This is a genomic window from Pseudomonas sp. GW821-FHT07F01 (assembly GCF_059418825.1).
Window position 1 is genome coordinate 531401 of record NZ_JBWKQO010000002.1, and the last position, 18535, is coordinate 549935.

Annotated in this window: 19 protein-coding genes and 6 pseudogenes; 9 read left to right on the forward strand and 16 right to left on the reverse strand. The window is 55.5% G+C overall.

Annotated features, from left to right (window positions below; genetic code table 11):
* Positions 1-161: 161 nt before the first annotated feature.
* Positions 162-1403, forward strand: coding sequence for an AAA family ATPase (locus AC07R1_RS08495; RefSeq protein WP_401025172.1), 1242 nt, complete (start codon positions 162-164; stop codon positions 1401-1403).
* 1259 nt (positions 1404-2662) lie between these two features.
* Here AC07R1_RS08495 and AC07R1_RS08500 read toward each other — a convergent pair.
* The 11 genes and pseudogenes from AC07R1_RS08500 to AC07R1_RS08550 form a co-directional block, all read right to left on the reverse strand.
* A complete protein-coding gene (locus tag AC07R1_RS08500) occupies positions 2663-4432 on the reverse strand; it encodes a hypothetical protein (RefSeq protein ID WP_495110414.1) in 1770 nt (589 codons plus the stop codon).
* A gap of 270 nt (positions 4433-4702) precedes the next feature.
* Positions 4703-5203, reverse strand: a pseudogene (locus tag AC07R1_RS08505) (DUF4113 domain-containing protein); the annotation flags it as partial.
* Position 5204: 1 nt separating this feature from the next.
* A pseudogene (locus AC07R1_RS08510) lies at positions 5205-5318 on the reverse strand (peptidase S24); the annotation flags it as partial.
* 479 nt (positions 5319-5797) lie between these two features.
* Positions 5798-6105 (reverse strand): annotated as a pseudogene (locus tag AC07R1_RS08515) (putative phage tail protein); the annotation flags it as partial.
* Positions 6093-6305: pseudogene (locus tag AC07R1_RS08520) on the reverse strand (baseplate J/gp47 family protein); the annotation flags it as partial. The pseudogenes AC07R1_RS08515 and AC07R1_RS08520, both read right to left, overlap by 13 nt.
* The gene (locus AC07R1_RS08525; protein WP_374107869.1) at positions 6265-6579 is read right to left on the reverse strand and encodes a phage tail tube protein; all 315 of its coding nucleotides are present in this window, start codon (positions 6577-6579) and stop codon (positions 6265-6267) included. The pseudogene AC07R1_RS08520 and the gene AC07R1_RS08525, both read right to left, overlap by 41 nt.
* A pseudogene (locus AC07R1_RS08530) lies at positions 6564-6858 on the reverse strand (phage tail sheath subtilisin-like domain-containing protein); the annotation flags it as partial. The gene AC07R1_RS08525 and the pseudogene AC07R1_RS08530, both read right to left, overlap by 16 nt.
* The gene (locus AC07R1_RS08535; RefSeq protein WP_123430628.1) at positions 6858-7058 is read right to left on the reverse strand and encodes a DUF2635 domain-containing protein; all 201 of its coding nucleotides are present in this window, start codon (positions 7056-7058) and stop codon (positions 6858-6860) included. The pseudogene AC07R1_RS08530 and the gene AC07R1_RS08535, both read right to left, overlap by 1 nt.
* A complete protein-coding gene (locus AC07R1_RS08540) occupies positions 7055-7645 on the reverse strand; it encodes a phage tail terminator protein (RefSeq protein ID WP_093403677.1) in 591 nt (196 codons plus the stop codon). Before AC07R1_RS08540 ends, AC07R1_RS08535 begins: the two co-directional genes overlap by 4 nt.
* A gap of 60 nt (positions 7646-7705) precedes the next feature.
* Complete coding sequence (locus AC07R1_RS08545; RefSeq protein WP_220222894.1) at positions 7706-8242, reverse strand: hypothetical protein; 537 nt, start codon at positions 8240-8242, stop codon at positions 7706-7708.
* Positions 8243-8453: 211 nt separating this feature from the next.
* Positions 8454-8786 carry a hypothetical protein gene (locus AC07R1_RS08550; RefSeq protein WP_220222895.1) on the reverse strand — a complete coding sequence of 111 codons (333 nt, stop codon included), beginning with the start codon at positions 8784-8786 and terminating at the stop codon, positions 8454-8456.
* Between the two features lie 145 nt (positions 8787-8931).
* Between AC07R1_RS08550 and AC07R1_RS08555 the strand changes: the two genes are divergently transcribed.
* From AC07R1_RS08555 to AC07R1_RS08575, 5 genes and pseudogenes are all read left to right on the forward strand, one after another.
* Complete coding sequence (locus AC07R1_RS08555) at positions 8932-9276, forward strand: hypothetical protein (RefSeq protein ID WP_220222896.1); 345 nt, start codon at positions 8932-8934, stop codon at positions 9274-9276.
* A 199-nt stretch (positions 9277-9475) separates the two neighbouring features.
* Entirely contained in the window at positions 9476-10048 is a 573-nt protein-coding gene (locus AC07R1_RS08560; RefSeq protein ID WP_220222897.1) for a hypothetical protein, read from the forward strand.
* 24 nt (positions 10049-10072) lie between these two features.
* Complete coding sequence (locus AC07R1_RS08565) at positions 10073-10456, forward strand: HIRAN domain-containing protein (RefSeq protein WP_220222898.1); 384 nt, start codon at positions 10073-10075, stop codon at positions 10454-10456.
* Positions 10457-10919: 463 nt separating this feature from the next.
* A pseudogene (locus AC07R1_RS08570) lies at positions 10920-11318 on the forward strand (hypothetical protein); the annotation flags it as partial.
* 56 nt (positions 11319-11374) lie between these two features.
* Positions 11375-12151: a hypothetical protein gene (locus AC07R1_RS08575; protein ID WP_026020096.1), complete on the forward strand. Its 777-nt coding sequence runs from the start codon at positions 11375-11377 to the stop codon at positions 12149-12151.
* A 3-nt stretch (positions 12152-12154) separates the two neighbouring features.
* On the opposite strand, the gene AC07R1_RS08580 is transcribed toward AC07R1_RS08575, so the two are convergent.
* Positions 12155-12811, reverse strand: coding sequence for an HD domain-containing protein (locus tag AC07R1_RS08580; RefSeq protein ID WP_495110415.1), 657 nt, complete (start codon positions 12809-12811; stop codon positions 12155-12157).
* 544 nt (positions 12812-13355) lie between these two features.
* On the opposite strand from AC07R1_RS08580, the gene AC07R1_RS08585 reads away from it, so the two are divergent.
* Positions 13356-13556, forward strand: a complete 201-nt coding sequence (locus AC07R1_RS08585) for a hypothetical protein (protein WP_019094218.1) — start codon at positions 13356-13358, stop codon at positions 13554-13556.
* A gap of 210 nt (positions 13557-13766) precedes the next feature.
* Positions 13767-14324: a UDP-4-amino-4,6-dideoxy-N-acetyl-beta-L-altrosamine N-acetyltransferase gene (gene pseH, locus AC07R1_RS08590; protein WP_011062091.1), complete on the forward strand. Its 558-nt coding sequence runs from the start codon at positions 13767-13769 to the stop codon at positions 14322-14324.
* A 115-nt stretch (positions 14325-14439) separates the two neighbouring features.
* On the opposite strand, the gene AC07R1_RS08595 is transcribed toward pseH, so the two are convergent.
* Positions 14440-15276 carry a bifunctional allantoicase/(S)-ureidoglycine aminohydrolase gene (locus AC07R1_RS08595; protein ID WP_011062092.1) on the reverse strand — a complete coding sequence of 279 codons (837 nt, stop codon included), beginning with the start codon at positions 15274-15276 and terminating at the stop codon, positions 14440-14442.
* Between the two features lie 186 nt (positions 15277-15462).
* Complete coding sequence (locus AC07R1_RS08600; RefSeq protein ID WP_011062093.1) at positions 15463-16347, reverse strand: LysR substrate-binding domain-containing protein; 885 nt, start codon at positions 16345-16347, stop codon at positions 15463-15465.
* Positions 16348-16570: 223 nt separating this feature from the next.
* On the opposite strand from AC07R1_RS08600, the gene AC07R1_RS08605 reads away from it, so the two are divergent.
* The gene (locus tag AC07R1_RS08605; protein WP_011062094.1) at positions 16571-16765 is read left to right on the forward strand and encodes a hypothetical protein; all 195 of its coding nucleotides are present in this window, start codon (positions 16571-16573) and stop codon (positions 16763-16765) included.
* Positions 16766-16845: 80 nt separating this feature from the next.
* Here the strand turns inward: AC07R1_RS08605 and ykgO are convergent, their stop codons facing one another.
* Both ykgO and AC07R1_RS08615 read right to left on the reverse strand, forming a co-directional pair.
* Positions 16846-16995, reverse strand: coding sequence for a type B 50S ribosomal protein L36 (gene ykgO / locus AC07R1_RS08610; protein ID WP_011062095.1), 150 nt, complete (start codon positions 16993-16995; stop codon positions 16846-16848).
* A gap of 186 nt (positions 16996-17181) precedes the next feature.
* Complete coding sequence (locus AC07R1_RS08615; protein WP_495110416.1) at positions 17182-18396, reverse strand: TPM domain-containing protein; 1215 nt, start codon at positions 18394-18396, stop codon at positions 17182-17184.
* Between the last annotated feature and the right edge of the window lie 139 nt (positions 18397-18535).

Here is an 18535-nt window from a genome sequence, read left to right on the forward strand (position 1 = left end):
ATTGTCAGCGCAGACAAGCAGAGCCATAATCGTAAGCTTAACCAAGCAAAATGACAGTTTTTGCATTTTTTTTCACTTAAGGAATGGCTTTTTTAGAATTTATGCTAGTAAATCTCACAGTGACAAACCTGTTCTCTTTCAGGGATCAGCAAAACTTGAGCATGCTGTCGTCAACCTCAAAAGGCGACAGCCACCTAAATTGTTTTGAAGATGATAGTGGGGATTTACTTTTGAAGTCCGCGCTTCTCTTCGGCCCCAACGCTAGCGGTAAGTCTAACTTTATTAAGTCTGCTTATGTGATTCGCGACTTGGTCATGAATTCAATAGCTAATGTCGAGGAAGGCACCATCCGAAAATTCGTACCTTTCCTTCTCAACAAAAAAACTATAACAGAGCCAAGTGAAGTTGAAATATCCTTTTACAGTGAGCACACTAAATATCGCTACGGTGTATCTGTTACGAATGGCAAAGTGATTGAAGAATGGCTCTATTACACCCCGGAAAAGCGGGAGACTTTACTTTATCATCGTACCGAACAGACAATAAATATTAATAAGGCTGGCTTCAGCGAAGGATCGCGATTCGTCAAGAACAATGAGGTCCAGCAAACCAGGGAAGACGTTCCCTTTCTCTCCGTCGTCGCAAGCTTTAATGGAGAACACGCCACAAGGGTTTTAAAATGGTTTAAAAAACTACACATCATATCAGGCTCAAACGACCACGGATTCAAGGCTTTTACTATCAACCTGCTTGAGAAAGACTCTGATTTCAAGACCTGGATTCTGGGGTTTCTGCTTAACTTTCAAATTCACGGGATAAATATAAAAGAGTCTCCAGTGGAAAACCACATTAACTCTATAAAGGCACCAATCGAAGTCGCCCAACAGTTTATCGAGTCTCTAAAGAGTTTTGCGAAACCCATCAAGACCGCTGACATCTTTGTAGTAAAGCGCATGAATGGAGTGGAAGTTGAGTTTCCGATAGCTATGGAGTCAGAAGGAACCAAGAAGATAATTTACATGCTTGGCCCGATATATGACTCAATGAAAAATGGAAACGTTCTTCTTGTGGATGAAATGGACTCAAAATTCCATACTCTCCTAACCAAATATGTTTTTTCAATTTTTCATAAAGAAAGTAATTTTAAGAGCCAAATAGTTGCAGCTGTCCAAGACGTCAACTTAATGGATCCGGCATGTTTTCGAAGGGATCAGATATGGTTCGTAGATAAAGATGCGGAAGGTGGTAGCTCGCTTTACTCTCTGGTTGAGTACAAGGAGAAAAATCGGGCGATACGGCGCCATTTTGGTGAGGAATATCTGAGCGGAGCATATGGGGCAATACCTTTGTTTGATAATCATGAAGACATTGAAAAGCTAATGGAAAGCAAAGATGGCAAGTAAAGACAGGAGTGCCCCAGCAAGTTCTGCAAAACGGAAGAGTAACACTAGGGATTCCAAGCCTACTAGCCACTCAAATTTTTTCAGCATTAGCTTCAAATTTTTTCAAAACAATGACGCTAACGGCCAAAGTATCGCAGACTGGCATGACTCTGGACTACTGCCTGCTTTATTCGAGAAGCTTGTTCATATATCTAAAACCGATTCAACCACTCTACAGAGCCAAGGCAGCATTACCAACTACCGAAAGTTTCCGAGTGCAGACAATACCGATTTCAGGTGTCCATCAAGCCTGAGAGCAGACGATTCTTGGGCAGTCATACGGAATATTGGCGGCCAAAAGGCCCGTGTGGCGGGCTTCTTAGAGAGCGGCGTATTCTATGTAGTTTATCTGGATAAAAATCACAAGTTTTGGAAAATCGATAGGTAAATCTATAGACTCCGTAAAGGTATTTTCTTACCGCCGCCATCAGCCAAAACACTCACTTAGCCTTCGCAATCTGCCGTAGGCAGAGTGGGAAATACGGGGTGATATTGTTCGCCGTTATCGATAATGTGATGTCAATTCTATTCCTTACTTAAGATTCACAATGACTACCTCGATTTAAAATCCGTAATTAACTGTGTAGGCTAGCCAAATCACATCGTCATCATACAGGACAAAGTAATCCAACCTCCTGGTTGCGCTTATGGTGAATTCGGAAAGGAATGACTAGGTGATCTTCACCTGTCTTGACATCTATACCGTTATGCGCAACAAACTTGGTATAGCCCACGACCAAGCTCAGACCATCTACCTGCAATTTCAGAGCTGGCAAACAGGCGTTAGCGTCAGCAGGATAACGACCAGGGCTGCATTCATCAGCTTTTGGCCGCTAACTGTCCTTCGCTAGAGGCTGCTATGGGTCCAAAGAAGGCAATCACACGCCGATTGTGCTCGGGTATTGACGCAAAAAAGCCCTACACCCCCGAATAACAAGGGCTGTAGGGCTTTTTAGATACAGCTGTATATGAAGCCGCTTGGTATTAAATGGCATTGATTGGCGTACAGATTGCCCCATTTTTGCCCCACTACCGCGCCTCACTAGCCAATAACTACTTCGGGAAATGCACACTGGTCACGGCAGGCAGCTTTCGACCAGCGCAACGTTGGCATTGCCATCGCTGCGCGCGAAGCCGCTGCGCTAAACTGGCGAGCGGCTTCGCGGACGAGTGCCAGGCGAGCCGAGGGGAAGAAATAATCGTACCAGCGTCCTTGACTGCTACTCGTCTTGACCATCCGGCTCACCAAACAAGTATTTTCCTGTATACCAAATCGACCGCCCAACGTTGTGAATGAGCTGCTCTCCTTGCCGCAAGGGCGAGTTATCTTCATTGACCCCCGCGAGCTGGATCGCATCTGTAACCTTCGAACCAGTAGGATGCGCATCTCCCACTCGCATGTCATAAGCACCGGCAATTTCAGCAAAAACCTGTTGGGCGCCGTCGATTCCAATACTCTGAGCCAGAATACTTTGTAGCAATTTATTCGAGCCAAGCCTATCTTTCTCCGCGTGTGTAGAAAGTTTGCGTAGTTCGCGCACGTTGAGTCTGTCCGAGAATACTCGGATAATATCTTTAGCCAATCTGAGTAGGGTTGGTCTATCCTTGCTTGCAAATCTAGATATTTGTTGCCCTGCCTCGGCATCATCAATGTCATGGGTAAATAAGGATATATTAAATCTTTCCCGAAACCCATCTTCTAGAAGCCTCATGCTTCCAAAGAATAGTTCTTCAACCGCATGTGTAGATGCTGGTTTTGCCTTAACATGCGATTCTAGCAACTCGCTTGAGACTTTCCCTTCTGGAGCAGTGTTATGTGCTGCCCAAATATGTTGTTCCCAGGAGGCCAAGCGTGCGACGTCATAGGCATAGACAGTAATCAGGTCAGAGCTATTGATCCCAAAGTGAGTTTTATATCCTGATGTGGACTGAATGGCCCCAGTTTCGCCAGTGTACCAGGTCAACTTAAAGCCGCGATTAGTCAGAAGCTCAGTGACAACGCTCGCCCGAAACCATAACCAACGACCGATGTCCTCGTTCCTAAGTGCCCGTGATGGCATTCGAGTCCCATCAGTTTGCACGATGAATTGAGGGAGGTTCTGATCAGTATCTCCACGAACGCGCTGGCTTTTTGATTGGTGGTCGACCCACTCATCCCGCCAAAACTCACCCTCGACCCGAACACCTGCATAGCCTCCACGCTGCCCATTGGAGCTTTCATGACCTGTGTTCGTATCATTTTCAGGCCCCATGACCGGAGCATCTTCTTCCTCATCGGCGTCCGTCCTCCAAGTACGAAACATCGCCCAGCTTCCTCCGAACACGTCATTGAGCCCCCTAACGATTAGCTCGAACCTACCGTTATCTCTTTCCTCGCTTCGTGTTTGCAAATTTGAATAAGCACTGTTCTGCAAAGCGGCAACATTTTCCACTCTCTGTCGATAATACGATAGACGAAGCGACAAATTTCTAGCTGCCAAATAATCAATTAGAAACTCCCTTTTTATTTCAATAAGACGATGTTCGCCGTTCGCGCCGAAGGTTTCGCGAGCTACTACTACGAAGTTTTCTTCAGGTCTAACCCAATTATCACCTTCTTTGATGAGGCCCAGCGCCACGATGAGATCCGGACTCAATATCCATTTGTTGCCACCTATGACGGGCTGCGGTTGCACGTAAACTAAGTTAAAGCCTATTGGCTCTTTATCGTTATATTGATATTGATCGATTGACGAATAATATCCATCCTCGTACGCATACGGAGCGACCGTGCGTCCTATTCCTATGTCGCTCCAGCCAAGGCGTTCTTCGACAAAAACTCGATGTTCTGGCGGGAATGCAACGGAGCCACATCCAAAATACTCACTGACATGACCTATCTCTTTCATATCTCCTTTCTTGTCTTCTACAGACGCTCTCAAAGGAACCCATGCCGCGTTAGAAAATACTCTGCGAGTTTCCTTGGTTTGGAGAATCCACTCTTCATTCATGGCTGAACTTCCGTTATTCATGATAGCGCTTGGTAATAAAGAACTGCCCTTCGTCTTGTTTACCATATTAGCTCGCGACTGGTTGGCGTCAGTGCAGAGGCTACTCAGGATGCCAGGGCTGAGGATGGAGTAGCAACGCGCCTAGCCTTCGAGGGGCTAACGGCTGTATGCATCTGCTGGTGCTCAAACGGGGGAGGAACCGCGCTCAACGGTAGGCCGCTTTTGGCCGTGTGCTGCCGGTGATGAATGGCAGCTTGTCCCAGGGTACCCTCAGTTGCAGGACACCTTCCAAAGCTGATCAAGCTTCGTCGTGCAACTCTGGCTCATCATCTCCCGCCGCATACCCCAAACGGGATTGGTAGGGACGCTGGCAGCACGGAGTGTGCCCCTCCCCCAGCGACTGTTGATCTGGTCCAGAACCTTCATCACCTTGTCGGTTTCCGCCGGTTGCGCCACTGCGAAGAGATCGCCGGTGTACTCGCTTGGTTGGCATAGATTCAACAACAAGACCTCGGCCTTACTGTATTTGAAACCCGCCCTGAAAACGCGGTCCAGCGCTTCCACAGCCATTTTTGTCATGAGCCTGACATCATTGGTTGGATACGGCAGTTCTACCAGGACACCGTTTGCATACTTGGCTTCCTCGGGGTTAAACATGCCTGTGCGAATGCTGACGCGGATTTTCTTACACAATAAGTTCTGAGCCCGTAGCTTTTCGGAGGCTCTCATCATGTAAGTGGTAATCGCCTCCTTGATAGGAGCCAACTCGGTTATGTGCCTCGATGTGATCCGCTGCAGGAGAAGGAAAACCAGCGGGCACCTGGAATAGACAAAGGGGCAGCTTGAGGCCGCCTTCGGAAACAGGACCTAAAATGACATAACTCATGACGCACGACTTCTTATAACTGTACGAATATACAGTCAACTTTGCGGATGACTTGCGGTCAATTTCAGGTAGGAGAAATCTGATAGGCGGGCGGGTTATATGCGGACGACTTTCGCAATACAGCGGCATCCGCGACTTCTTCACAGCCCTGAGGTTAAAGCCGTGCGGTGGTGGTGGCGGCCGCACTGGGCTACCGATGATCGAGGACGGCAAGCCCCTTGGCCAGTTAGGCGTGGATCAACTGCTGGTGGGGCGCCTGAGTGATCGCCTGCCGCGTCCTGCAGGACCGCCGGAAACAAGTAGTCGCCCAGGTCGCCGGGCTCGCCGTCACCGTAACGGGCGCTTATGGTTACGCTTGTTCTCCGGCGTCCACTAGACGCCGAGTGGCCAACAGAAAGGTTTCTAACAGCTGGCAGCTGATGATGCCGTCTTCTTGTAGGGTGATCAGACCAGCATCGGACAGGGCTTGTGCATAGCCCTTGCCCGCCGACAGCCGTCAGCCGTTGACGCACCGCCAGACGGCGGTCCTCAAATACCGGTTCAAGCCCGATGCAGGGATCTGGCAGCCCCATGACGCGCTCCCAGTCAGGCACCAGTTCATTCACGCCGCCGGCATCCATCTCATTCAGCAGGGCGAAGGCCCGGGCCTCGATGCGCGCCAGCTCTGCGACAAGCCCGTCAGCACTAACGTCAGCTCAGGGACGCGCTCAGGCTCCCAGGCTGGGCCCGCGGGGAGCAACGCCCTCAACTGGGCGCGGTACTGCTGCGCCGTTCTTAAGCCAGCCATAGGCAGCCTCCATACGTCAGCAACTCGTTAGGCTTCGCTGTTACATCAGCAACGGGCGCCACCAGTTGGTGGTCCCATTCACCAGCGGATCCGCTGATGGCCTCGGCGATGTGAGTTAGCAAAAGGGGCTCACCCAGGGCCGCCTCCCGCGCATGCAGATCACGCAATTGCGCCTCGACTGCAGCCCGAACTGCAGAGGTAGGCCCCCGCCAATACGTACACCTTGCCGTTCTTGAACTCGCAGGTGACCGTCATGTCACGCCCGTTAGCAATCTTCTTGAAGTCCAGATCCGGGGCCAGGATAGCGGTCATCTTCAGGTATGCCGGCAAGTCTTCTTCCTTGTAGAACCCCGGCGCGACCGTCTCTCGCTTCACCGTCATCAACGGAGCCTCGGCCCCTCCCGTGACAGTGAACTGCGCCCCATCGACCTTGACGTATGTGGTAGCCGCTGCCTTGACCCCCTCGGTACTCAGCAGCGGCAGACACCAGATCTCGCCAATGGGGTCAGCCTTGCGCCAGGTGTCGTACATCGCGGCGAGCATCGAACCTTGGCCGCCGATGCTTTTCGCCAATGCCACGCTGGGCACCAGCACCAGCTTGCCGACGCCTTCGCTGGGTGCGTTGTCGTTCACCTGGGCGACGATCAAGCGGCGCATGGCCGAGGCCGCGGTATTTGCTGCGGAGTTGTCCATTTCCGCATAGAACAGCGGAACGCGGATATCCGCGGGGATGTTGCTGAATCCGATAGCCATTACTTCGGCCCCTCTTGAGTCGCCGCGGCGACGGCCTTGGCGGGTTTGGTTGGCTTGAGCGTCACGTCGTCATCCAACAGGCGACGGCGCCACCAAGCGTTATCCGGAACTTCCCGCCCCTCAGCCGGCAACAGATCGCCGGCTTCTGGGTCAGGCACTGCACGGCCCGGGGCCGGTACCACTGTGATGCGCTGGGTCATGGTGTTGCGTCTCCTGAAAATTTGACTTCAATGCGCCCATCCGGGCCGGGCTGGCGCAGGTTGGGATCCGCCGGATCGATGCAGTCCATGTTGAAAGTCGCCCCCTCAAACGGCACCAAACCGTCCGCCGCCAGCTCGGCCCAGGTTTCGGCAGGTTCCTGGGGAAGGTTGCGGCCAAGCTGGAAGGCCGCGACGAAGGTCATCTGATACACGACCCGAGCGCGGCTGATGTGGAGCAAGGCGCCCTTGCCGTACTCCAGAGGCGTGTACTCGGGCGCCGGCTTCCAGCCAATCAGCGAGCGCCACAATTCGGCCCTGATGTCGTGCAACAGGTCGTTGGCTTCCTGCCCTCGTTCGTCCGTGGCCTCAAGAACGACAACAACAGCGAACTGGTCCGTGATTCGCTGAAGCACTGTGTTCTGTGCCTGGTTATCGTCTGCCGCATCGGCGGATGCGATCACGTAGGCGGCAGGCAAATCCAACTTCGCGCTTTCTGCCACGGCATCCCAATCAATACCGCCCGTGACCCTTTGGGCAAAGGTCGGACAGGTCGCACGCAACTGGGCAACAACAGGGTTTAATTTCATTAGGGGTAAACTCCGCGCATAAAAAAGCCCCGCTTGTGCGAGGCTCTTTTAAAAAAACTGTTATCGCCGTCCTGAAGAATCTGAAACCTCTCCTAGAGCATTCTCAGGATTGCTTTCAGATTGAACGTCAACAGTCTGCGATGTTTTTTGAGTCTGTAAGAATTCCTTATCTTCAGGTTGCTGGTCACTCTCTTGGGGCTGTTTGGAATTAGCTCGGTATGAAACCAGTGCCATAAAAATCTTCATTGACTCCAGTCCTGCCATCCCTCCTGCCAACTCAACAGGCTGCGCATTACCATCTGGCGACTCCCGTTGTCGCTGTAGGCGCTCCTGAGCTTCCAACTGCCGAACGCTCTCGCGGTAAGCCTTGTAATCAAGCGCATAAGGTGCCGACATCATACAAACCTGCGCAGCTGCCAAACCCGCTACCCCGCCCGCCAAAAGACTGGCCCAAAAGATAGGAATGCGGCCACGGAAACGCAGGATCAGTACTGTAAGCGCCGACCCAACCCAGACATATAGCTGAAAAGGGATAGAAGCTATTGCAAATGACTCCCAGTCTTCCCAATTGAGCAAGACCCACAACGTCTGTAACACCGATAACTCTCCAGAATCTAAACACCAAAGAAACCCAAGGTCCTTTGGATTTCCTTTTCAACCGAGCAACAAACTTCAGTAGACGTTCATCTCAAAGGGAACGTACTGGGTTTTGATCTTGTTGAAATAGAAGGCCATCTCAAATGGCTTTTGCTTCGACAAGGTCCACGCACGAGAAGAGCTTTTCAGCGCAGCTTCTGACGACTCAAGGTCAGGCTGCGAAGTCCGCATGCCCCATGCAAAGGCCTGTTCCCGCCAACCCTGCACCAAGATTCAATGATCCGGCCTTAACGAAGAAGGAGGCCTTTTGACCTGAACCAAGTTTTGCCGCCCTCTTGCCGTCAATGTAGATCACAAAGTCGCAAGCTGAAGCATTGATTCCGCCATCCCTTACCACAGTTATCGTGCCATAGGCTCCAGCTGGCCGAACCTGAAATGCATACACCTCATCCTTAGGCGCTGGCACAGCTTGTTGAACGGTTATGGCATTCGAAGAGCACCCCGCCAACAGCGCCACCGCCACCCCCGCAATCAAAATCCGCATATTTTCGCTCCCTGTGAGATCGGCAGACGATAGCATCCAGGGGTTGGAAACGAAAAAGCCGAGCGGGAGGCTGGCTTTGCGTCGCTGGAAACCTGTTGTTAAATGGACGCCTGCCTCCCCTTTTAGACGCAAAGGACTTGCCGTCATGCCCTCGCCGAGCCAAGTAGCTCTTGCCCTCATCTTTCTGCTGGCCTCAACTGCCGGCGCTGCCAATGACGAAGTCTCCCAAGAATGGGAGCATCTGATAAAAGCGGACTTCCAAGACGGTTGTGTGAGTCGGTTGGATGAGTACCTATCCACCTTCGGAAACAACGGCGTACGCTTTGGCGCATGGCTTGTGCAGACATGCGAAGGAAACTTTGAGTATTTCGCGAATTATTATCCACCAGGCGTGAAGCCTGAGAAGAAGCGGATCGACGTAAGCAGGACGCAGAAACTTCGTCCACTCACACCAGCTCAGCTGAAGAAAATATACTCATTGAAAGGGTGACACGACGAAAGGGAAGAGAAAATCAGAAATCCCCTGAAGAGCGGTACAGACGACAAAAGCATCATCATTACCTAGATTATTCAGCAGCATTTCGACAGTTCTCTGAAGAAGAAATAGCACCCCCAGCCTGACCAAAAACCACTCATTATCGCCTGACTTTCGCGGGCTCGCCCGCCACCATCCGCAAGGACGCGAAGCAATGCCCTCACTCAGAAAATATCTTTCCAGCGGCCTTCTAGCTGTATCCGCCGCAGTAGGGGGAGCTCTCCTCGAAGCCTCGACAGACCTTCTCAAGAAGAATTTCGAGCCGGCACTGATCAGTACCAGAAATACGCTAGAAGACTGGGCATCTCCTCTACCAAATAATGCACTGATTGGTCTTAACTTGATGTTTTATATTCCCACCGCATCAGGTGATGAGCCTTGGGCAGAAGGCATGTCTGCGACTATACCGTCGAAGAGCTGCCAGAAGCCTGGAGGGTACGACATAGTTCGGGTCTTTGATGCATCACCGAATGGGCACCGCACAAATGCTGTAGTGACTATTCATTGCCGGTCATCAGGCCGAGTCTCAGTATCTCTTGCACCACTAAGTGGAGAGACTGTTCAAGTCTACGATGGCCAGTTCAAAGACGGCGACAAAGTAGGCTTCCCCGGTGTACCAGGAAGCTACTATGCAGGTGTTCTCACCATGCACTGGCTAGATGCGGTGGAGCCCAAAGGTCCGTGGATTCCTTTGAACGGACCAAACGAAAAACAAGGGAGCCTATAAAGGGCACAATTGGAGAAGCGAACCATGCCGCTTGATCAGGCTAATCTTCCGCCTCTAACCGGCAGGATCACTGGTGGCCACCCATGCGAATTTGAGGTAGTGGGTGAATCACACTACCAGCCTGCACTTCGAAAACTACGCAATAATCAGCATATCGCTGTAGACAACAACTTCATCGCAGACATCGTGGCTGAGCCAAACAACCCCCACGACGGTAATGCATGCGCTGTCTACATAGACGGTTCAAAAGTGGGCTACCTATCTCGCAGCGCTGCCGCAGACTTTGTTAGGCAGATTGACTCAATGGGCATTACTGGAGCTTGGAGGCTACAGACGAAGGCGAAGATTATCGGGGGTTGGGGTGACCGCCCGATGATTGGTGTTCTGCTTAGCCTTCCCAAAACATAACCAAACACTGAACCTAAGCGCGACGCTGCTCAAGTATCTTTGTGCCGCCAGTAGCTGACGGTCACTTCTCGCCAGTACCAGTCGCCGCCCATAGAGTCCTGGGACTGATACCCGCTCCGCCAATGTCGTAGCGATTGTCTGCTCCCGGCTGGAAATCACCGATCGCTCGAACCTGCCAACGCATTGCTCCACTGTTTGCTCCCGTCGTACAAAACTGAATCGAGGCAGAACTACGCCGGACGAAGGCGTGCCGTCAACAGCAGAGCTCACAGACGAGGCCATGTTGAAGGCTGTCCCTGAATACCCAACAAACTGAAAAGCCCCCGATGAAGGTTGGTATCGGCAACAGCTGTTGGCACCGCGACAGAACCACGCGAGCGCAAGAGATTGAAGCGCGGGCAGTACCCTGCGTTGTCGGTGCTAACGATGAATTCGGACACGATGTTTGAGTTCTTCGCGATTGAGATACCTCTATAAGTCGAAGTACGGTGCCACCACCGACGGCGAAGCACCCGAGAAGTCGCTAACCGATGCAATCAAGAAGTCCCTGTCGATGCTCGGCTTCAGTGCTGACGTGTTTCTGAGGATGTTCGATGACACCGAGTATCCAGCCCCGCTGAAGGACGAGGAGAGGATCGAGCAGGCCGAGCTGGATCGCCAGAAACAGGAGCGCCTGGACTATCTCAAATTGGTAATCGAGACCATGGCCGGCGCTCAGTCAGCGCAAGAGCTAAAGAAGATTCACGACGTCGCCGTACGCAAGCTCACTGTGCGCAATGACACGAAGGAGGTTGAGCGTATTTCGATGCAATGGAAACCCATTACCGACGAGCACCGCATGAGTCATGCTCTACAAGCTTAGGCGTCGGGCCAGTTCAGCCCGCACTCAAGCACGCACTTCACTTAAGGATGAGCAGCATGAACGATGATTTGAAGCAGTCAGGCTCTACTACAACCTCTCAGACCACCACATCGCTGGAGCAGGTGAAAACCGGAAGGGTCTTGGATTTCACCTGGGCACCTAACGCCAACACCACGACCACCACGGTATCAGCGGACTTTGTCGACTACCGAGTCGATACAGCCCAAGGCAGCCCTACCGGGGACAGCCACTCCATAGCACGCTTTACCTATGTCCAGGGCAAAGGCGGCGGCCAGATCAGCCAGCTGTTTCTCGAGGAGATGCGTGCCGGTGTACGGGCCAACACCCAGATCGGGCTGATGGTCGGACGCAAATGGGTCATGGACCCCAACGGCGAAGTCTCGGGCAGCATCGGCACCTATGTGGTCGAACAATTCGATGACATGCGCGCCAGTGTCAATTATGTCGGCTCCTTCGCCCGCGTCTTCGCCGACCCCAGGATGGTCAGCTACCACGCTGGGGGCCATGTGCACCCCAATGTCTCGATCACCGGCAGCAGGCCTCTGACCATGGCGGATTCAGGTAAGTCGATCCTGGTCATTAGCGACACCGACGTCACGCTCACGATAGGTGACGATATGACTGAAGGGTTCAAGGCCACTCTGATCCAGGCTGCGGCAGGCAAGATCAACATCGCGGTATCGAGCAGCCACATGATCTACAGCAACGCAGGGGGCCGCACGCGCACGCTCAATCCCCTGGATGAGCTGGAAGTCAGCACCTTCCCATTCGGCCCGGTGTTCCTGGCCTTCCGCGTCAGGCCTACGGCCTGACGATTAATCGGGGGCTCCGATCTCCTCCATGAATCCGTCCAGGAAATCCTTCAGGCGCGCATGCCTGACTGCCGCCAACCGCGCCCCTTCGACCGTCTGAAATCCCGAGGCAAGGGAGAGTAGCTTGGTGTGGAAGTGCTCAATGGTAAAACGCTTGTCTTGATAGGGCCTGCCGATGGCGGTGGGGTTTGTGATGTCGTACAGCGCAGAGCCCATTCGCCCAGCGATGTAGAAACAACGGGCGACTCCGATCATGCCGATGGCGTCCAGGCGGTCGCTGTCCTGAAGGATCCTGGCTTCCAGGGTGAGGGGTTCGACGCCCGCGGAGAAGCTATGAGCCTGGACCGCGTGGGCAACAAGCTCAATACGCGGGGCAGGCCAGCCCATGCGCTGCAGAATAGACGCTGCTTTATTGGCCGAAAGAGTGGATGCCTGCGACCGCAATGGCGAGTTTTTCTCGACGGCCACGCAATCGTGCAAGAGGGTTGCGGCAAGCAACGCCTCCAGGTCCCCACCTTCCTTGTCCTGCAGGTGCCGAACATTCATCCAGACCCGATGAATATGAGAAAGATCGTGAGAGCCGTCCGTGCTGTCCTCAGGCAGGAAAGCGAGCAAGTCGGACGCCAGGCTCTGGTAAGGAAAAAACGGCTCTTCAAGCATTTCGTGGCTCCATGGAAGTACTGATCCTGCAGCGTCGGCGAAACGACTCGAGCAGATATCTCGGCGCTATAGAGAATCGGCGGTTAAGCAGAGAAGTACTTGAGCCAATAAGCATCCCGGCATTCATTGGTGAAGCTGATGTGAGCAGGGCGGATGATTTTGTCGAGAGGTTGGCGAACCCCCTCATGGCAGATCCAGCCTTCGACGCAGGCTGCATCGCTGGGAAACCGCCCTGCTCTGCTAGCCGCTTGATGAGTGCCCTGTCATCGTCGGCGGTGACGGTGTCCCCCTGATCGAGCCGGCTTTCCTGACTCGCGTTGTCAAGTAGCGCGGTGCGAGGCGATGCAACTCCCAGGCTCGCACTGACGTAGCTGGCAAGGTGGTCTGAATGAACCATGGGCTGTGTCCGCAGGTGGATTGGGACGACTGACAAGCACGCTGACGACGCGCTGGGACTTTACCGATAAGGCGAGCCAATCGACAACCCTGGCCAATGCCACACGCTGTATCCGTTACTCACCTGTAGCAGGAACCTTTTTCCGGAATGGCAATCAGTGCTGCACGCTTTCCGATCAATCATTCAGTGGGCACCGGCATGATCTTGAGAAAAACGGCTCTATACATGGCCTTGGTAATGGCAGGCGTCCTTATCGGCTACAGCATCAAGCCCAGCAATGGGCTCCAGGTAACCGCAGGGCAACTTATAAGCTGCGGCAAGACCACCATTCCAACCATCGAGATGTGAGGGCAGCGCAACAGCGCTCCCTCCCTGATTACACCCAGCCCTCACATAAACCGGCACTGGCCGCCCAGGCCGATCCCACCTCGCTTGAAGCGAACCTCCAGCATCTCCCGACACCTGCAGCAAGCTTGCTGGCCGAATAATCTCTAGTCTGAAAGAATCTTCGCGCCTGAAGATCGCACCTCAGGCTCGCCTCCAATCCAGGACCCTCCCATGCAGCTCATTCCTTTGCTTGCTAGCAGCCCCACCGTTCAAGCCCAAGTGCGCGCGCTGCGCAACCAGCAGGAGGTGCGCAAATACATGTACACCTCCCATGAAATCAGCGAACAGGAGCATGCAAACTGGCTGAGCAGCCTTCAAGGCAACCCGCGTCAGGAGGTGTTTGTCGCGGTCGATGCCGGGCAAGCCTTGGGGGTCGTGTCCCTGAACGCCATCAATGCCCTGCAGAAAACTGCCGACTGGGCGTTCTACCTGGACGCCGAGCTTCAAGGCAAAGGCCTGGGCAGTCTCATGGAGTTCTGGTTGCTCGACTATGCCTTCAATCAAGCCGCTCTGGACAAACTCAACTGCGAGGTGCTCGCAAGCAACACAGCGGTGATCAGGCTGCACCTGAAATTTGGATTCGTACAGGAAGGCCTGCGGCGCCAGAACATTCTGAAAGACGGCGAGCGAATCGACGTAGTGCTGCTAGGCATTACTCGCCAGGAGTGGCAGGACAAGCGTCCGGCCCTTGAAGGTTTGATCGCGCGGCTCGGTCAGCGAGAGTCCTAGGCATAGGCAGCAACCCTGCCCCTCAGACAAAAGAAAACCGGCGAATGATCGCCGGCTCCTGTCACTCGCCGTTCAGCAGTGCGGAGGCCAGAACGGCCCCTGCACTGCCGTCGGATCAATGCGCTGCGTTGAGGGTCAGGCGCATCTGGCGGTTCACATCCTTGTACAGCAGGTAGCGGAAACGACCCGGGCCGCCGGAGTAGCAGGCCTGTGGGCAGAAGGCGCGCAGCCACATGAAGTCACCGGCCTCGACCTCGACCCAATCCTGGTTCAGGCGATACACCGCCTTGCCTTCCAGGACGTACAGGCCATGCTCCATGACATGGGTCTCGGCGAACGGAATCACGCCGCCCGGCTCGAAGTTGACGATGTTGACGTGCATGTCATGGCGCATGTCGCTCATGTCGACAAAACGCGTGGTGCTCCAGCGGCCTTCGGTATCGGGCATGACCCGCGGCTCGATGTCCTGCTCGTTGGTGACGAAAGCGTCCGGGTATGGCACGCCATCAACTTTCTGGTAGTGCTTGCGGATCCAGTGGAAACGCGCCTCGGTGCCGCTGGTGTTGCGCAGCTTCCAGTCGGCAGCCGGTGGGATAAAGGCATAGCCGCCGGGCTTGAGGACGTGCACCTGGCCTTGCAGGGTCAGGTTGACCTCGCCTTCGACGACGAACAGTACCGCTTCGGCGTTGGGGTCCTGCTCGGGCTTGTCGCTACCGCCATTGGCGCCGACTTCAACGATGTACTGGGAAAAGGTTTCGGCGAAACCCGACAGCGGACGAGCGATGACCCACATGCGCATGTTGTCCCAGTGCGGCAGGTGGCTGGTGACGATGTCGCGCATCACGCCCTTGGGGATCACGGCGTAGGCTTCGGTGAACATTGCGCGGTCGGTGAGCAGTTCGGTCTGTGCCGGGTGCCCGCCGTGAGGCGCGTAATAGGTGGTTTTGGACATGGAGACTCTCCTCATTGTTGTTTTGCTGCCCCGCGCGGCAACGCCGCCAGGGTGAACAAACCTGCGGGTCGACGCGCCAGGGAAGCGGCGCGGACCGCTGCTGGCCACCACGATATCCAGCGTTACGCACATGCACAAATTAAATACTGGAATCCGCCATATTCATTTATCGAATGCCGCGCGACTTCAGCCCTGAGTGTCCTGGGCCAGCACCCGCGACAAGACTCGCGCCAGCTCCTTGACCATGGGATCTGCCGCCGGGCGGTGCAGCAACGCCACCTCGAACACGTCCACCGAGGGTAGCCCGGTGCTTTTGGACAGGACCTGGTGGCCAGCCGTGACCGCACGCAATGGCAGCAGGCCTATGCCCATGCCATCGGCAATGGCCGACTGCAGGCCGCTGAGGCTGGAGCTGGTGAAGCTGATATGCCAGCGCCGGCCCACCGCCTCCAGGGCATTGATCATGGCATCGCGGTACACCCCGCGCGGCGGGAAGGTAACGATAGGCAGCGGGTCGAGATCGATGCAGGGGTTTTTCGCGCTATCCACCCATCGGGTCTTCTCCGGCCAGCAGGCCAGTGCCTCGCGGCTGTTGCGCAGTTGCTTGAGCACCACCAGGTCCAGTTCGCCACGGTCATAACTGGCGTTGAGGTCGCGACTCATGCCGCTGGTGACCTCCAGCTTGACCTGGGGATAGCGCCGGTTGAACGCAGCCAGTTGCTCGGTGGTGCGGCCGGCAGCGAAGTCGTCCGGCACGCCGATACGCACCGTCAGCACCACCGTGGCCCCGGACAGCGCCTCGAACATTTCATCGTTCAGTGCCAGCAGGCGCCGGGCATATCCCAGCAGGGTCTCGCCGGCATCGGTGGGCAACACATCGCGATTGCCGCGCTCAAGCAGGCGCTGCCCGACCATCTCCTCCAGGCGGCGAATCTTCTGGCTGATGGTGGATTGGGTGGAATGCAGGCGGGTGGCGGCCGTGGTGAAACTGCCGCAGTCGGCCACCGTGACAATGGCCCGCAGCAAGTCGAGGTCGAACAGGCGGCTATTGGGTTTCTCAATGTCGCTCATGCTGGTATCTGTTTTCTGAATGCGTTGCGCCTTTCTACCGGGTCTGGCCCGAGGACACAATTGCCCCCGCGGCGCTGAGCAGCCCCGTGCCAAGGCGGCATCCTGCAAGCACGGCAGATATTTTTTCCGGGCCCGCCTGATTGGCAATGTGTATCGACATGTAACGGCGTAGGATGAGGCTCCGGTTCGCTCTATCCCTGACCCTGCTCTGGAGATGCTGAAAATGAAGTTGAACTGCCTCAAGGTGTTGCTGATCGGCGCCACCCTTCTACTGGGCGCCTGCTCCAGCGCGACCACCCACCCCTGCTATTCGGACAAGTGCCGGCTTGGCGGTGGCGTGAGCAATCTGAATCTCAACGGCAACAGCGCATTGGGCAACAGCTTCAACGAGTACGGCTCGACCCTGCTGCACGACTGAAAAACCTGCCCCCCATGCCTGGGTGCTGTCGGGAGTGGCTCGCTCCAGCAGCGCCTTGTCACTCCCGACCGCCCCCGCACTCACCCCTTGTTCCGGTTCTTCGCCCCGCCCTGGCGAGCCTTGAAGCGCGGATTGGATTTGCAGATCACATAGATGCGACCGCGACGCTTGACGATCTGGCAGTCGCGGTGACGATTCTTGGCTTCTTTGAGGGACGACAGGACTTTCATGGCAACGCTTCCTTGGGACTGAAATTAATGTAATAACATATCATATTCACCAATGAGAATTATTATCAACCATCAATTTCCGCCAACCTGACCGCTCAACGATTCTCTGCGCCGCCATCGGCCCGTTGCCCGGTCCCGCAGGCTTGGGAGAGCAGGACAGCTGCGTGATCATTACCGCGCCCAGCCTCACCAACTGCCCGACGCCCCGCCGCCGCCACTGGAACCGCCGCCCCCGGAGAAACCGCCACCCGAGCTTGAGCGGCCGCCACTGCTGCCACCACCGCCACTGCTCCAGCGAAAGCCACTGCCGCCGGCAAACAGTATGAAACTCAGGAAATAGGCGAACGGCACGACCCGCAGCCAACGCTGAGCCGCCTGCCAGGCATCCACACCCAGGCCCATCAGCAGAACCAGCGTCAGCAACACGGCAAAGCGCCATAAAAAGCCCCGGGGGCTCTTGCGCCAGCTGTTGCGCATCATCCAGTACAGCAGCCAATGGCCGCCCAGCACCAGCAACACCCCCGCCGGCCAGGCCAGGCCGTAGAGGAAAGTCAAACGGCCCAGATACTGGCTGACCAGGGTCAGCAGGCCGATGTACAGCAGCAGCCCCAGCACCCCGTAGAACACCCGCCGCGCCTGCCACAGCCCGGCGAAGGTCGCACCGCCGATCAACATGCACAGCGGCACCAGGAACAACTGCGCCAGCCACTCATGGCCGCCCACGGCTCCCACCAGCACCGCCATCAGCACCACTGCGCCCCCCAGCACCCGGCGCCAGTTCCAGCCGGCGGCCAGCATCACCCCCGCCACCGAGCCGAAAACGAACGCCAGCAGCAAGGCATAGGCTTCGAGCGGCACCGCCAGCCCCGCAGGCTCGGGCAACGAGCCCCCGTCCACCAGCAGGATCAAGTCATCCAGGGCACGGTCAATACCGCCGGCAAAGTCGCCCTGACGAAAGGCCGGGGTCAGGTCCTGGGCGATGATCTGCCCGGCCAGCAGGTCGGTGACCACCGGTTCCAGGCCATAACCGACCTCGATCCGCACCTTGTGGTCGTTCTTCGCCACCAGCAGCAGGATGCCGTCGTCTACCCCCTTGCGCCCCAGCTTCCAAGCGCGAAACAACTGGTTGCTCAGGGCCTCGATGCTCTGCTGGCCCAGGTTGGGCACCAGCATCACCGCGATCTGCGCGCCGCGGCGCTGCTCCAGCGCCTCCAGCTTGTGCACCATCCGCTCCTGGGTGGCGCTATCCAAGGTCGCGGTCAGGTCGATCACCCGCCGGTCCAGGGGCACCTTCACCAGCCCCGGCGGCGCCTCCTCGGCGTGCACCAGGGCCGGCGACAGCAGCCCGAGAAACAGCGCCAGCCACAGGCCACGCCCTTGTTGCAACCACACCTTGATCATCGGCCCGCTTCCCGCATCGTTCATCCTGAAGCGGCGAACTTTACCACTGCCCGTACCGCGACCGATTCACCGCACCTCACCGCCAGCAAAAAAACACCGGGCAGGTGACCAAACCTGCCCGGTACCCGGCGACCTGTCG

Bases quoted from the DNA above. Each gene is read 5' to 3' on its own strand.
- AC07R1_RS08560 (WP_220222897.1), top strand. From the start codon at position 9,476: ATGCCCTCACTCAGAAAATATCTTTCCAGCGGCCTTCTAGCTGTATCC.
- ykgO (WP_011062095.1), bottom strand. From the start codon at position 16,995: ATGAAAGTCCTGTCGTCCCTCAAAGAAGCCAAGAATCGTCACCGCGAC.
- AC07R1_RS08595 (WP_011062092.1), bottom strand. From the start codon at position 15,276: ATGTCCAAAACCACCTATTACGCGCCTCACGGCGGGCACCCGGCACAG.
- AC07R1_RS08495 (WP_401025172.1), top strand. From the start codon at position 162: ATGCTGTCGTCAACCTCAAAAGGCGACAGCCACCTAAATTGTTTTGAA.
- AC07R1_RS08605 (WP_011062094.1), top strand. From the start codon at position 16,571: ATGAAGTTGAACTGCCTCAAGGTGTTGCTGATCGGCGCCACCCTTCTA.
- AC07R1_RS08615 (WP_495110416.1), bottom strand. From the start codon at position 18,396: ATGATCAAGGTGTGGTTGCAACAAGGGCGTGGCCTGTGGCTGGCGCTG.
- pseH (WP_011062091.1), top strand. From the start codon at position 13,767: ATGCAGCTCATTCCTTTGCTTGCTAGCAGCCCCACCGTTCAAGCCCAA.
- AC07R1_RS08500 (WP_495110414.1), bottom strand. From the start codon at position 4,432: ATGAATGAAGAGTGGATTCTCCAAACCAAGGAAACTCGCAGAGTATTT.
- AC07R1_RS08565 (WP_220222898.1), top strand. From the start codon at position 10,073: ATGCCGCTTGATCAGGCTAATCTTCCGCCTCTAACCGGCAGGATCACT.
- AC07R1_RS08600 (WP_011062093.1), bottom strand. From the start codon at position 16,347: ATGAGCGACATTGAGAAACCCAATAGCCGCCTGTTCGACCTCGACTTG.
- AC07R1_RS08580 (WP_495110415.1), bottom strand. From the start codon at position 12,811: ATGCTTGAAGAGCCGTTTTTTCCTTACCAGAGCCTGGCGTCCGACTTG.
- AC07R1_RS08585 (WP_019094218.1), top strand. From the start codon at position 13,356: ATGGCAATCAGTGCTGCACGCTTTCCGATCAATCATTCAGTGGGCACC.
- AC07R1_RS08540 (WP_093403677.1), bottom strand. From the start codon at position 7,645: ATGAAATTAAACCCTGTTGTTGCCCAGTTGCGTGCGACCTGTCCGACC.
- AC07R1_RS08575 (WP_026020096.1), top strand. From the start codon at position 11,375: ATGAACGATGATTTGAAGCAGTCAGGCTCTACTACAACCTCTCAGACC.
- AC07R1_RS08535 (WP_123430628.1), bottom strand. From the start codon at position 7,058: ATGACCCAGCGCATCACAGTGGTACCGGCCCCGGGCCGTGCAGTGCCT.
- AC07R1_RS08550 (WP_220222895.1), bottom strand. From the start codon at position 8,786: ATGCGGATTTTGATTGCGGGGGTGGCGGTGGCGCTGTTGGCGGGGTGC.
- AC07R1_RS08555 (WP_220222896.1), top strand. From the start codon at position 8,932: ATGCCCTCGCCGAGCCAAGTAGCTCTTGCCCTCATCTTTCTGCTGGCC.